Origin of the sequence: Burkholderia sp. LMU1-1-1.1, from assembly GCF_040675865.1 — a bacterium.
Lineage (GTDB): Bacteria > Pseudomonadota > Gammaproteobacteria > Burkholderiales > Burkholderiaceae_D > Rugamonas.
The window spans coordinates 172,015-184,334 of the sequence record NZ_JBEGHG010000006.1 but is presented as its reverse complement, the minus strand read 5'-3'; the positions used below and the strand labels follow the sequence as shown (position 1 = coordinate 184,334).

Annotated in this window: 14 protein-coding genes; 5 read left to right on the top strand and 9 right to left on the bottom strand. The window is 64.6% G+C overall.

The window, feature by feature from the left end:
- Positions 1 to 6: 6 nt before the first annotated feature.
- The 8 genes from gspI to gpmA form a co-directional block, all read right to left on the bottom strand.
- The gene (gspI, locus tag MRBLMU1_RS07690; RefSeq protein ID WP_363499376.1) at positions 7 to 393 is read right to left on the bottom strand and encodes a type II secretion system minor pseudopilin GspI; all 387 of its coding nucleotides are present in this window, start codon (positions 391 to 393) and stop codon (positions 7 to 9) included.
- A gap of 2 nt (positions 394 to 395) precedes the next feature.
- Positions 396 to 872 (bottom strand): type II secretion system minor pseudopilin GspH, encoded by a 477-nt coding sequence (gene gspH, locus MRBLMU1_RS07685; RefSeq protein WP_363499374.1) that lies wholly within the window; start codon positions 870 to 872, stop codon positions 396 to 398.
- Positions 873 to 892: 20 nt separating this feature from the next.
- Positions 893 to 1,336: a type II secretion system major pseudopilin GspG gene (gspG, locus tag MRBLMU1_RS07680; protein ID WP_363499372.1), complete on the bottom strand. Its 444-nt coding sequence runs from the start codon at positions 1,334 to 1,336 to the stop codon at positions 893 to 895.
- A 185-nt stretch (positions 1,337 to 1,521) separates the two neighbouring features.
- The gene (locus MRBLMU1_RS07675; protein ID WP_363499370.1) at positions 1,522 to 3,639 is read right to left on the bottom strand and encodes an amidohydrolase family protein; all 2,118 of its coding nucleotides are present in this window, start codon (positions 3,637 to 3,639) and stop codon (positions 1,522 to 1,524) included.
- 37 nt (positions 3,640 to 3,676) lie between these two features.
- Positions 3,677 to 4,450: a HesA/MoeB/ThiF family protein gene (locus MRBLMU1_RS07670; RefSeq protein WP_363499368.1), complete on the bottom strand. Its 774-nt coding sequence runs from the start codon at positions 4,448 to 4,450 to the stop codon at positions 3,677 to 3,679.
- 36 nt (positions 4,451 to 4,486) lie between these two features.
- A complete protein-coding gene (locus tag MRBLMU1_RS07665; protein WP_363499366.1) occupies positions 4,487 to 6,085 on the bottom strand; it encodes a S41 family peptidase in 1,599 nt (532 codons plus the stop codon).
- 14 nt (positions 6,086 to 6,099) lie between these two features.
- The gene (locus MRBLMU1_RS07660) at positions 6,100 to 7,593 is read right to left on the bottom strand and encodes a murein hydrolase activator EnvC family protein (RefSeq protein WP_414646039.1); all 1,494 of its coding nucleotides are present in this window, start codon (positions 7,591 to 7,593) and stop codon (positions 6,100 to 6,102) included.
- A gap of 61 nt (positions 7,594 to 7,654) precedes the next feature.
- A complete protein-coding gene (gpmA, locus tag MRBLMU1_RS07655) occupies positions 7,655 to 8,401 on the bottom strand; it encodes a 2,3-diphosphoglycerate-dependent phosphoglycerate mutase (protein WP_090325546.1) in 747 nt (248 codons plus the stop codon).
- Positions 8,402 to 8,508: 107 nt separating this feature from the next.
- Between gpmA and MRBLMU1_RS07650 the strand changes: the two genes are divergently transcribed.
- From MRBLMU1_RS07650 to MRBLMU1_RS07630, 5 genes are all read left to right on the top strand, one after another.
- A complete protein-coding gene (locus tag MRBLMU1_RS07650) occupies positions 8,509 to 8,964 on the top strand; it encodes a rhodanese-like domain-containing protein (RefSeq protein ID WP_363499363.1) in 456 nt (151 codons plus the stop codon).
- Positions 8,965 to 8,979: 15 nt separating this feature from the next.
- Positions 8,980 to 9,240 (top strand): glutaredoxin 3, encoded by a 261-nt coding sequence (grxC, locus tag MRBLMU1_RS07645; RefSeq protein WP_363499361.1) that lies wholly within the window; start codon positions 8,980 to 8,982, stop codon positions 9,238 to 9,240.
- Positions 9,241 to 9,398: 158 nt separating this feature from the next.
- Complete coding sequence (gene secB, locus MRBLMU1_RS07640) at positions 9,399 to 9,878, top strand: protein-export chaperone SecB (RefSeq protein ID WP_363499359.1); 480 nt, start codon at positions 9,399 to 9,401, stop codon at positions 9,876 to 9,878.
- 117 nt (positions 9,879 to 9,995) lie between these two features.
- Complete coding sequence (locus MRBLMU1_RS07635) at positions 9,996 to 10,439, top strand: SH3 domain-containing protein (RefSeq protein WP_363499357.1); 444 nt, start codon at positions 9,996 to 9,998, stop codon at positions 10,437 to 10,439.
- 48 nt (positions 10,440 to 10,487) lie between these two features.
- Positions 10,488 to 11,531 (top strand): NAD(P)H-dependent glycerol-3-phosphate dehydrogenase, encoded by a 1,044-nt coding sequence (locus MRBLMU1_RS07630; protein ID WP_363499355.1) that lies wholly within the window; start codon positions 10,488 to 10,490, stop codon positions 11,529 to 11,531.
- 95 nt (positions 11,532 to 11,626) lie between these two features.
- Here the strand turns inward: MRBLMU1_RS07630 and MRBLMU1_RS07625 are convergent, their stop codons facing one another.
- On the bottom strand, positions 11,627 to 12,319 hold the full coding sequence (locus MRBLMU1_RS07625; RefSeq protein WP_363499353.1) for a DUF2461 domain-containing protein: 693 nt from the start codon (positions 12,317 to 12,319) through the stop codon (positions 11,627 to 11,629).
- Position 12,320 lies beyond the last annotated feature (1 nt).

Below are 12,320 nucleotides of genomic sequence, written 5' to 3'. Positions count from 1 at the left end.
TCATGCTCATGAATTCAGCACCAGTTGGACCAGCTTGATGATGCGGCGTTCCGGCTGCGCCTGGTCGTAGACGCTGACCTCGACCCGCCGGAAGCGCGGATTCGGGCTGGCGATGACTTCCTCTTCGCACATCAGCTTCATGTCGCCCTGCGGGCATTCGTAGGTTTGCTTGCCGACCGCCGGGAAGGTCTTGGACAGGCGCAGCTGCACCAGCCGGTTTTCGGCCGACCAGGTCGCCATCATGGCGCCACGCAGGCCGTTGCTGTTCTGGGTCAGGCTGCCGACCGCGCGCAGCGAGGCGCCCAGCGCGGTGCCGACGATGACCAGCGCCACCAGCACTTCGAGCAGGGTGAAGCCTTGGTTTTTGTGGGAGGGTCGACGCGTCTTGTCCATGATCAGTCCACCGTGAAATGGCCGATGCCGTCGGCGCGGATGGCCACGCTGCTGCCGCCGCCGGTCATGGTCAGCACGAACGGCTTGTCGACCGGTTCGCGGCCGAAGATGATGCGCAGGTTGTTGTCGTTCTGGGCGTTCGACGGCGGATCGAGCATCAACGTCACCGGCCCCTGCTTGAACTCGCGCTCGCGCAGCAGGTCGTCCTGCACCGCCAGGTCCCATTGCTTGTCGTTGCGGATCAGGAAGCGGTAGCCGTCCGGTCCGGCCTCGAAAGCGATCTGGCGGTTGCGCACGATCGCCTCGTCGCGCGCCAGTTGCAGCAGCAGCGCGATGCGTTGCGCGTCCTGCAGCATCGCCTGCTTCTGGCCGGGCATCGCGCTGAGCGAGACGATGCCCAAGGTGATGCCCAGGATGACCATCACCACCAGCAACTCAATCAGCGTGAAGCCTCGGCTGGGCCGGCACGCGGCGCGCATGATGGGCAAGCTCCGCGCGGTCAGTTTTCCCAGGAGCCGATGTCGGCGTCGTCGCCGGTGCCGCCCGGCGCGCCGTCGGCGCCCAGCGAGTACACATCGACTTCGCCCTTGATGCCCGGCGACAGGAACTGGTACGGCGCGCCCCACGGGTCCTTCGGCATCTTTTCCAGGTAGCCGCCGCTCTTCCAGCCGTTGGCGGCCGGGCCGCTGGTCGGCTTGGTCAGCAGCGCCTGCAGGCCCTGCTCCGTGGTCGGATAGCGCTGGTTGTCCAGCTTGTAGAGCTTGAGCGCCTGCATGACGGTGGCGATATCGACCTTGGCGGCGGCCACTTTCGATTCACCGGTGCGGCTCAGCAGCTTGGGCACGACCAGCGCCGCCAGCACACCCATGATGACCACCACCACCATGATTTCGATCAGGGTGAAACCGCGCGCGGCGCGACGTTGAGGTGTTGCTTTTTTCATAATCCACTACCAAATTAAAGTGAGTGCAGAGTATAAGGCCGAAACAGCGGTCTCAGAGCAAGCAGAGGTATGATTTTTGCGCGCCGGGGCTTAAACATGCCTTAATAATCGGCGGGTTTAACCGCCTTTTACACGCCTGTCACGAGTTTGTCATGGCATTGTCACACCGCTGTCATACCGGGTCCTTAGTCGTGTTTGCGGGCGGTCGCCTCGATGCGGTTGCGGGCGCCGTCGTTGCCGCCGCCGTGGCCGGCCTCGGCCACGGCGGCGGTCTTGGCCACCTGCGGCGCCTCCTTGACGAACGGGGCGATGCCCAGCGCGGCGTCGATTTCGCGCGGGTAAATCACATAGCCGCGCGTGATTACCGCCGACACCTTGCGCACATCCTTGATGTCCCTGGTCGGATCGCCGTCCACCAGCACCAGGTCGGCCAGCTTGCCCGGCGTGATGCTGCCGCGATCGTTGCTGGTGCGGGTATAGCGGGCGCCGTTGCGCGTGGCCACCTGCAAGGCCTGGGCCGGCGTCAAGCCCGCCTTGACCAGCAGCGCCAGCTCTGAATGCAAGGTGAAACCGGCGATGTCGTCGGTGCCGGCGACGATCGGCACGCCGGCGCGGTACATGACGCCGACGAAGTCGACCATCTTGCCGTACGACTTCTCGTAGCGCTTGAGCTGGTCGGCGCCGTCGATCTTCATGGTGCCGACGGAGAAGCCGCGCGCCACGTCGGGCGGCATGTTGGCGGCGAAGTCGGCGTACGGCTCGTTGACGTCGCCGTCGCGCTGCTTGAGGAAGGCGAACGCCGACATCGTCGGGTCGATGGCGATTTGCTTTTTGGCCAGCTGGGCGACGAAGTCCTTGACCGGCTTCGAATTGAAATCAAGATCGGCCACCTTTTCGGCGGGCAGCACGAAGCGGTTCAGGTTGCGCGTTTCGGTGTCGGGCTTGACGAAGAAGTTCAGCAGCACCTGGTTGATGTGCTGGATTTCGTCGTAGCCGGCGTCGAGCGCCTGCTGCGCGCGCAGGCCGGCCGGCACGTGGCCGGAGACGCGCATGCCGCGCGTGTGGGCGTAGGCGACCGTGTCCTTGAGGATGTCCTTGGGGAAGGAGTTGTAGATCTTCAACTGCGGATAGCCGCGTTGCGCGTACCAGTCGATCGCGTCCTTGGCGCCCTGCAGGTCCTTGACGACGAAACCGCCGCTGGCGCTGTACTGGCTCTCGCCTTCGAGGAAGCCGGCCGGCACCACCTGCGGACCGAGCAGCTTGCCGTCGGTGGTTTCGTCGAGCATCGCCTGCAGCTGGGCGTTGTCGTTGCCCATGTCGCGCACGCTGGTGACGCCGGCCGAGATGTTGAGCGCGCCGGACCAGCGGTCGACGTGGCCGTGCATGTCGAACAGGCCCGGCAGCACGATGCGGCCGCCGGCGTCGATGGTGTTGGCGGCGTCGCGCGCCAGCGAGCCGGCCGGCTGCACCGAGGTGATGCGTCCGCGCAGGATGTAGATGTCCGATGGCGCGCCGACGGTGGCTTTCTCGCTGTCGAACACGCGGGCGTTCTTGACCAGGGTCAGGCCCGGCAACGGGTGCTGCAACTTCTGCGCGACATCGGCCAGCATCTTGCTCTCGGCGGCCTTCTGGCGCTTGGCCAGTTCCGGGATGACGTTCTGCCAGCCCTCTTCCAGCGCGTTCATAAAGCCGGGAATGATGACGGCGAACAAGCGCGGCTTGGCGCCGGTGGTGGCCCACATGAACGAGGGCGACAGGCCGATGCCGGTTTGCGCCAGCAGCTGCACCGTCTGCTTTTGGCCGGAGGCGCTGGTGATTTCCAGCGAATCAAGCTTGGTCTGCGACAAGGTGCCGGACGGCAGCAGCGGCAGCTTGTTGTCCGGCGCGGCGGCCAGCGCGGTGATGGCGGTGGAGATGACCTCGAAGGAACTGTTCAGCGGCACATAGGCGGCCGGGCCGGCGACGGTTTTCTTGCCCTGCTCCGACGTCGATTTCCATTCGGCTTGGTCGCCCCTGCGCTCGAAGCGCTCGTCGACCACGGCGCCGAAGGTGGAATTGCCTTTGACGGCGTATTCGGTCATGGTGCCGTCCGGACCGACGCGGAATTGTTCGGTCAGCTCCGGGCCGCGGCCGTTGTTCTTGTAGATGAAACGCACCTTGGTCAGGCCGTCGTCCTGCTGCTCGACCACCTGCTCCCCCATCTGCTTGCCGCTTTCGGTGTAGATCAGATATTTGGTGGTGCTGGCGGCCTGCGCGCTGAAGGCGGCGGCCAGTGCCAGCGGAAGTACGGCGAGTCGTTTCATCAGCAAGGTCTTCTCCTGGTGGTGGTTTTGGCGGATTCTACGTTGTATTTTTCGTTGTCATTTTACCAGCGCCGCACACCGGGCAGGCGTCATTTCCACCGACGCCGATGCTGGTCCATTCCATGTTCAGGCCGTCGAGCATCAGCAGCCGCCCGGCCAGCGAGTTGCCAACGCCCATCAGCAGCTTGAGCGCCTCGGCCGCCTGCATGGCGCCGACCACGCCCACCAGCGGCGCGAACACGCCCATGGTGGAACAGGCGACGTCCTCGAACTGCTGATCCTGCGGGAACAGGCACGAATAACAGGGGTTGCCTTCCTTGCGCGGATCGAACACGCTGATCTGGCCGTCGAAGCGGATCACCGCGCCGGACACCAGCGGCTTGCCCAGCGCCACGCAAGCGCGGTTGACGGCGTGGCGGGTGGCGAAGTTGTCGGTGCAATCGAGCACGACGTCGGCGTCGGCCACCAGTTCGGCCAGGCGGGCGTCGTCGGCCCTTTCGGTGAGCGCGCTGACGACGACGCCGGGATTGATCTCCTGCAAGGTAATGCGCGCCGAGGCGGCCTTGGGCTGGCCGACCCGCGCCGTGGTGTGGGCGATCTGGCGCTGCAGGTTGGTCAGGTCGACGGTGTCGTCGTCGACCAGGGTGATGTGGCCGACGCCGGCCGACGCCAGGTACAGCGCCGCCGGCGAGCCGAGGCCGCCGGCGCCGATCACCAGCGCGTGCGCGGCCAGCAGCTTTTGCTGGCCTTCGATGCCGATTTCGTCGAGCAGGATGTGGCGCGAGTAGCGCAGCAGTTGCGAATCGTCCATGGTCTCAACCGGCGGCCGGGCCGCCATTCGGTGGTGTTATTCGGCGGTTGGCTGTTTCGCGGCTGGCTTGGTGTCGCTGGCTTTGGATTTGGCTTCGGGCTTGGCGGACGGCTTGTTGCCCGGCTTGGTGGCCGGCTTGCCGTCCGGCTTCACGTCCGACTTGATGTCCGGGACGCTATCCGACTTGATCTCGCCGACGCCGTCACCGCCGGCCGCCGCACCCGCCTCGACCTTCGACAGTTTGACCGGCAGGCCCTTGAAGTGGTTCAGCGCCTGCGCCAGCTGGAAGTCGTCCTTGGAGCCGAATTCGACCGGCTTGGATTTCTTCGCCAGCGACGCCAGGCGCTGCGCGTCCTCCAGCCCGTCGCGCTGGGCGTTCAGGGCCTTCTGCGCGATGCTCTCGCCCTCCGGGTCCTTGTCGTTGCCCAGGTGTTTTTGCAGATCGGCTTCGCGCATGCGCAGGCTGTTCAAGCCGTCGCCGTCGGCGGTCTCGTCGACCATCAGGTCCGGCACGATGCCGCGCGCCTGGATCGAGCGGTTTTGCGGCGTGTAATAGCGCGCCGTGGTCAGCTTGACGGCGGTGTCGGCGGTCAGCTGGCGCAAGGTCTGCACCGAGCCCTTGCCGAAAGTCTGCGTGCCCATGATGGTGGCACGCTTGTAATCCTGCAGCGCGCCGGCGACGATTTCCGACGCCGAGGCCGAACCGGCGTTGACCAGCACCACCATCGGCACATCCTTCAGGCCGGCCGGCAGCTTGGCCAGCGGATCGGTCTTGGCGCGCGGCGCGTAGAACTCGGGGCGGCCGTAGAAGGTTTCCTTGGACGACATCAGTTGTCCGTTGGTCGAAACGATGACCGCGTCCTTGGGCAGGAAGGCTGCCGAGACGCCGATCGCGCCCGGCACCAGGCCGCCCGGATCGTTGCGCAGGTCCAGCACCAGGCCCTTGATTTTCGGGTCTTGCGCGTAGAGCGCGGTGATTTGCTTGGCCATGTCGTCCAGGGTCGGTTCCTGGAACTGCGAGATGCGCACCCAGGCGTAGCCCGGCTCGACGATCTTGGTCTTGACGCTTTGCACGCGGATTTCCTCGCGCGTGATGGTCATGACCAGCGGCTTGTCCTCGTCCTTGCGGCTGATGGTGACGGCCACCTTGGAACCGGGCTCGCCGCGCATCTTCTTGACACTCTCGTCGAGCGACATGTTCTTGATCGGCGTGCCGTCGATGCGGGTGATCAGGTCGCCCGTCTTGATGCCGGCCTTGAAGGCGGGCGTGTCCTCGATCGGGGAGACGACCTTGATGTAGCCGTCCTCGATGCCGACCTCGACGCCGATGCCGACGAATTTGCCGGCGACGGTCTCCTTCATCTCGCGGAAGGCTTTCTTGTCCAGGTAGACCGAATGCGGGTCCAGCGAGGACACCATGCCGGAAATGGCGTCGGTGACGAGTTTCTTGTCGTCGACGTTTTCGACGTAGTCGGACTTGATCAGGCCGAACACGTCCGACAGCTGGCGCAGTTCCTCCAGCGGCAACGGGGTGCCGCCGGCTTTCTGCGCGATGGCGGGGAACTGCAACGAGGCGGTGACGCCGGCGATGGCGCCGAGTCCGATCAAAGCGATGCTCTTAAACTTGTTGCCCATTTTCTCCGCGAACCTTAAAACTTGACCCAGCCAGCCGGATCGAATGCCGTGCCCTGATGGCGAAGCTCGAAGTATAGCCCTGATTCCTCGTTGCCGCCGCTGTTGCCCGCGCTCGCTATCGGGTCGCCCGATTTGACGATGTCGCCGGCCCTTTTCAGCAACGATTGATTATTGCCGTAAATACTCATGTACTGGCCACCGTGGTCGACGATGATCAGGTTGCCGAAGCCGCGCAGCCATTCGGCGAACACGACCCGGCCGCCGGCGACGGCGCGCACGTCGGCCCCCTCGGCGGCGCGGATGAAGACACCCTTCCAGCTCGGCCCCTGGCCGCGCTTGCTGCCGAACCTGGCCGCGACCTGGCCGCTGACCGGCGAGCGCATCTGGCCTTTGAGGCTGGCGAAGGCGCCGGCCGGCGCGGCGGGCGCCAGCGCGATGTCGGCGGCGCGGGCCGGCGGACGGGCCGGCTCCTCGACCGGTGCCGGCGCCGGCTCGGGCTTGGCCGCGACTTTCGGTTCGTCGGCGTCGATCGGGTCGGGCCTGGCCGGCGCCGGCGGCTTGGTCGGTTGGGCCGGCTGCGCCGGCTTGATGGTGCCGGATTTGTTGGCGTTGGCCTTGGCCAGGCGTTCGCGCTCGGCCTGCGCGGCGGCGGCGGCTTTCGCGCGCGCCTGCGCCTGGGCCAGCAGCTGGGCCTTTTTCTCGGCGTCGGCCTTGGCCTTGGCGGCGGCGCGCGCGGCCGCCAGTTGTTCCTGGCGCTTTTTCTCGGCGGCGGCGGCGATCGCCTGCTCCTCGATCAGCTTGTTCAGCCTGTCGACCAGGCCGCTGATGCGCTGCTCGTCGCGTTCGACCGCGCCCGCTTCCTTGCGCTGGGCCACCAGCTTTTGCGACAAGGTCGACAGCAAGGCCGCGCGGCGCGTCTTTTCCTGTTCCAGCTTGGCTTTCTGCTGCATTTGTTCCTGCGCGATTTCGGCCAGCTCGTCGTTGGCGTTCTGCGCCTCGGCCTGGTTCTCCTCGACGGCCTTGAGGTTGGCGCGCAGCGCGTCCAGCAGACGGGCCTGTGCCTGCGACACATAGGCCATCATCTGCAGATCGCGGTTGATGCGGTTGGGGTTATCGCCAGAGAGCAATAATTTGATGCGGTCTTCATTGCCGGCGACATAGTGCTCGCGCAGCAGCTTGGCCAGCTGCTGTTTCTGCAGCGCGACCGTGGCCGTCAACCGTTCGCGCTCGGCGGTCAGCTGCTGCAGTTTGCTGTGGGTGTCGCCCTGCTCCTGCTGCAGGTCGCGCAGCGCGCGGTTGGCGTCCGAAATCGCCTGTTCCGACTCGGCCAGGGTATCGGCCGCGTCGTCCTTGGCGCTTTCGGTCTTGCTGATGTCCTTTTTGAGCGCCGACAGCTTTTGCTGCAAGCCGGCGCGTTCGGCCTCGGCCAGCGCCTTCTGCTTGCTGCGCTCGGTGGGCTTGCCGGACCGGGCGGCTTGGGCGTGGACGCCCAGGGACGTTATCAACAGCAGGGCCGCGCCGGTGGCGGCGGCGGCCTTGCGCCAACCTCTAAATGAAGAATGAGACAAATTACTTGGCCTTGCCCTGGTTGGCGACGGCGGCCTGGGCCGCTGCGATGGCGTCGGCGTCGCCGAGGTAGTAGTGGCGGATCGGCTTCAGGTCGGCGTCCAGTTCATACACCAGCGGCTGGCCGTTGGGGATGTTGAGGCCGACGATGTCGTTGTCGCTGATGCCGTCGAGCATCTTGATCAGCGCGCGCAGGCTGTTGCCGTGGGCCGAGATGATGATCTTCTTGCCGGCGCGGATGGCCGGGGCGATTTCCTCGTCCCAGGCCGGCATCACGCGCGCCACGGTGTCCTTCAGGCATTCGGTCAGCGGGATCTGCGACTTGTCCAGGCCGGCGTAGCGCGGGTCGTTGAACGAGGCGCGGTCGTCGCCCTCTTCCAGTGGTGGCGGCGGCGTGTCGTAGCTGCGGCGCCATACCAGCACCTGCTCGTCGCCGTACTTGGCGGCGGTCTCGCCCTTGTCCAGGCCCTGCAGCGCGCCGTAGTGGCGCTCGTTCAGGCGCCAGTCGTTCTTGATCGGCAGGTACATCATATCCATCTCGTCGAGCGACAGCCACAGCGTGCGGATGGCGCGCTTGAGCACCGAGGTGTAGGCCAGGTCGAAGGTGAAGCCCGATTCCTTAAGCACCTTGCCGGCGGCCTTGGCTTCGGCCACGCCTTTTTCGGTCAGATCGACATCGGTCCAGCCGGTGAAGCGGTTCGACAGGTTCCAGGTGGATTCGCCATGGCGCATGAATACGATTTTATACATGTGGACTATCTTCAAAAAAGGAGTGAATCGGAGGATTACCAGTGCTTTAAGAACTCTTCCAGCTTCTATTTTATAATGCGCGGATTAAGTTAAACCATTGGAACCCCGTGAAATTCTTCATTGACAATATTTTCATCATCGCCGTCGTCGTTCTGTCCGGCGGCGCGCTGCTGTGGCCCTTGCTGACCCAGCGCGGCAAACGGGCGACCCCGCAAGACGTGACGATGTTGATTAATCGTAGCAAAGCCACCATTGTAGACGTACGGGACGCGAAAGAATTCGCCAACGGTTCCCTGCCGGACGCGAAGAACATCCCACTGGCCGAACTGGACCAGCGGATCGGTGAACTGGACAAGTTCAAGAGCAAGAGCGTGGTGGTGGTTTGCCAATCCGGCGCCCGTGCCTCGTCCGCTGCGGCTAAACTGTCCAAAGCAGGCTTCACCGACGTGGTGAATCTGGAAGGTGGCATTGCCGCATGGCAAAAAGCCGGTCTACCGCTGGCCAAGCCATCGGCGACACCGCCGAAGCCATCGGTCACGCTAACCAAGCCGCAGGCAAAATAATTGGAAGGAAGCATCATGACGACCGAAGTGATCATGTACACCACCGCCGTGTGCCCGTACTGCACCCGCGCCGAGCGCCTGCTCGAAGCCAAGGGCGTGACCGAACTGAAGAAAATCCGCGTCGACCTCGACCCGGAGCAGCGAGTGCTGATGATGCAAAAAACCGGCCGCCGCACCGTGCCGCAAATCTACATCGGCGACAAGCATGTCGGCGGTTTCGACGATTTGTATGCGCTCGATCAAGCCGGCGGCCTGTCACCCTTGTTAAATGGCTAACTGGCGCCAAATACAACGAGCGGGCGGAAATCCTTTGCATCGATAGTGGTTTTGATACAATTGCCCTCGCGTTTGATTTGAGCTTTTATTCGGCCATCCCAAGCCAACATCATCTGAGCGGCGCGTGCCGCTCGTTTTCACTATAACGAAAGCGTTCCATGTCTGAAGAAAACCTGCAACCAGTATTCCAAATCCAACGCGTCTACCTGAAAGACATGTCGCTGGAGCAACCGAATTCCCCAGCTATCTTCCTGGAACAGGAAGCGCCGACCATCGAAGTGGCCCTGGACGTGGGCGCCGAGCCGCTGGCCGACGGCATCTTCGAATCGACCGTCACCATCACCGTGACCGCCAAAGTCAAAGACAAAGTCGCTTTCCTGGTCGAAGGCAAGCAAGCCGGTATCTTCGAAGCCCGTAACATCCCTGCCGATCAACTCGATCCGCTGCTGGGCATCGGTTGCCCGAACATCGTCTACCCTTACCTGCGCGCCAACATCGCCGACGTGATCACCCGTGCCGGTTTCCCACCAGTGCACCTGGCAGAGATCAACTTCGAAGTGTTCTACCAGCAGCGCCTGCAAGCAGTGGCCGACGCCGCCGCAGCAGCACCGGCCGCCGACGGCGCCACCACGCACTAATAAGCGTAGCAATCCGCTTAGAGTTATACTGTAGCAACGTCGCCGGACGCTCGTCCGGCGGCTGTTTCACCCGATTAGCCGCGCCCCGCGCGCTGTCCTCCATCAGCAAGGTAAGCCATGACATTTCCCCGTTTGATCGCAGGTTTGAGCCTGATGCTGGCCGCCGCGAGCAGCCACGCGTTCGACTTCAAAACGGTGGGCGCCGCGCCCGTGGTGCTGTACGACGCCCCGTCGACCAAGGGCGGCAAGCTGTTTGTCGTGCCGCGCGGCGCACCGCTCGAAGTGGTGCTGGCCTACGGCGAATGGCTCAAGGTGCGCGACGTCAACGGCGAAATGGCCTGGACCGAGGCCAAGGGCCTGACCGCCAAGCGTAATGTCATCTCGCGCGTCGCCAACCTGAAGGTCCGCGCCACGCCGGACGATGCCGCCGCCGCCGTCTTCACCGCCGACAAGGGCGTGTTGATGGAAGTGACCGAAGTGGCCGCCGGTGGCTGGGTCAAGGTGCGTCATCGCGACGGCCTGGTCGGTTACGTCAAGAATGCCGAGATCTGGGGCATATAATCCCAGGATCTGAACAACGGCCCATACATTGGCGCCGAACGGGATCCCATGCTAGATAATCAAACCAAACAAGCGGCGCCCGGCGTGCGCAAGGTGACCGTGCTCGGCGCGGGTGCCTGGGGCACCGCCGTCGCCATCGCGCTGGCCCAGCGCCACGACGTGCTGCTGTGGGGCCGCAACGGCGCCGCCCTGCAAGCCATGGGCGAGGCCCGCGAGAACACCGAATACCTTCCCGGCCATCCGTTTCCCGACCGTTTGCAAGTCGCCGCCGGCTTCGACGCCGCGCTGGCGCACGCGGCCGGCGCCGACGGCCTGCTGATCGCCGCCTGCCCGGTGGCGGGCCTGCGTCCGCTGCTGGAGCAGCTCAAGCCGCACGCGGTATCGCATGTGGTGTGGCTGTGCAAGGGCTTCGAATACGGCACCGGCCTGCTGCCGCATCAGATCGTGCGTGAAGTGCTGGGCGACGGCGTCGCCGGTGGCGCGCTGTCGGGACCGTCGTTCGCGCAGGAAGTGGCGCGCGGCTTGCCGTGCGCGCTGACCATCGCCTCAAGCTCGGCCGCGCTGCGCGATTGCGTGGTCGCGGCCGTCCATGGCGGCAATATCCGCGTCTACTCCAGCGAGGACTTGGTCGGCGTGGAGGTCGGCGGCGCGGTCAAGAACGTGCTGGCGATCGCCACCGGCGTCGCCGACGGGCTGGGGCTTGGATTGAACGCGCGCGCCGCGCTGATCACGCGTGGGTTGGCGGAAATCACGCGCCTGGGCACCGCCCTGGGCGGGCAGACCGAAACGTTCATGGGGCTGACCGGCATGGGCGACTTGATACTGACCTGCACCGGCGATCTGTCGCGCAACCGGCGCGTAGGCTTGGGACTGGCGCAGGGCAAGGCGCTGGATACCATCGTGCAAGAGCTGGGGCATGTGGCCGAAGGCGTGCCGTGCTCGAAGGCGGTGCGCGAGCTGGCGGCCAAAATGGGGGTCGACATGCCGATCACCAACGCCGTGGCCGGCGTGCTGTTCGACGGCGACCAGCCGCAGGCGATGGTGGCGAGATTGCTGTCGCGCGATCCGCGCGATGAAAAGGTCAAACGCTGAACCCGTGAGCCGTCTCCGCTGATCAACCGGTGCGGCCATGGGGTCGTACCCCGTACGGGGTACGACCCCGCCACACGAGACCGGTAGGCCGCCGCTCAATCCTCGGGTTGCTCTTCTTCCTTGGCTTCGCGCATCCACGCCACCAGCGGGAACGCATCCTTCAATCCGTTGACGATCAGCGGTACCAGCAACTCCGGCTTGTTCATCGGCACGTCGATCTCGGTCCACACAAAGAAACTCTTCAGCTTGATGTACTCGATGTGCTCGTGATCGGCGTCGAAGCCCTTCGGCGGACGCATCAGCTTGCCCTCGTCGCGGATATCCCCAAACGTCAGGCGCAGCTTCTTGTTCTTCAGTACCTTCTTGAACCCGGCCGCGTCGTCGACCATGTGCTGGCGCAAGGCCTTCAAGCGGCCCGCCGGCGGCATGTACTCGCCCGCGCCGAACAGCAACCTGCCGTGCCCGTCGATCTGCATGTAGTAGGTCGGCCCGCCGGTCTGGCTCGGGCGGCGCATGTCGTTCGGCGCCACCGCCGCCGAGAACCGCGTCTTGTACGGACTCTTGTCATGCGCGAAGCGCACGTCGCGGTTGATCCGGAACATCGCCTTCTTCGGATTGCTGAACTTGACCGCCGGATCGAACTTGCCGACCCCGGCGATCATTTCGGTGACCACTTGCAAGAATTCTTCGCGCAAAATATCGTAGCGCGGCTTGTTCATGATGAACCATGGACGGTTGTTGTTGTCAGCCAGTTCTTTGAGGAATTGAGTCAGGTCGCGTAAATGCATG

Excerpts from the sequence above, each read along its gene's own strand:
- gpmA (WP_090325546.1), bottom strand. The coding sequence starts at position 8,401 with ATGTATAAAATCGTATTCATGCGCCATGGCGAATCCACCTGGAACCTG.
- MRBLMU1_RS07635 (WP_363499357.1), top strand. The coding sequence starts at position 9,996 with ATGACATTTCCCCGTTTGATCGCAGGTTTGAGCCTGATGCTGGCCGCC.
- MRBLMU1_RS07675 (WP_363499370.1), bottom strand. The coding sequence starts at position 3,639 with ATGAAACGACTCGCCGTACTTCCGCTGGCACTGGCCGCCGCCTTCAGC.
- MRBLMU1_RS07625 (WP_363499353.1), bottom strand. The coding sequence starts at position 12,319 with ATGCATTTACGCGACCTGACTCAATTCCTCAAAGAACTGGCTGACAAC.
- gspH (WP_363499374.1), bottom strand. The coding sequence starts at position 872 with ATGCGCGCCGCGTGCCGGCCCAGCCGAGGCTTCACGCTGATTGAGTTG.
- gspI (WP_363499376.1), bottom strand. The coding sequence starts at position 393 with ATGGACAAGACGCGTCGACCCTCCCACAAAAACCAAGGCTTCACCCTG.
- grxC (WP_363499361.1), top strand. The coding sequence starts at position 8,980 with ATGACGACCGAAGTGATCATGTACACCACCGCCGTGTGCCCGTACTGC.
- gspG (WP_363499372.1), bottom strand. The coding sequence starts at position 1,336 with ATGAAAAAAGCAACACCTCAACGTCGCGCCGCGCGCGGTTTCACCCTG.
- MRBLMU1_RS07665 (WP_363499366.1), bottom strand. The coding sequence starts at position 6,085 with ATGGGCAACAAGTTTAAGAGCATCGCTTTGATCGGACTCGGCGCCATC.
- secB (WP_363499359.1), top strand. The coding sequence starts at position 9,399 with ATGTCTGAAGAAAACCTGCAACCAGTATTCCAAATCCAACGCGTCTAC.
- MRBLMU1_RS07670 (WP_363499368.1), bottom strand. The coding sequence starts at position 4,450 with ATGGACGATTCGCAACTGCTGCGCTACTCGCGCCACATCCTGCTCGAC.
- MRBLMU1_RS07630 (WP_363499355.1), top strand. The coding sequence starts at position 10,488 with ATGCTAGATAATCAAACCAAACAAGCGGCGCCCGGCGTGCGCAAGGTG.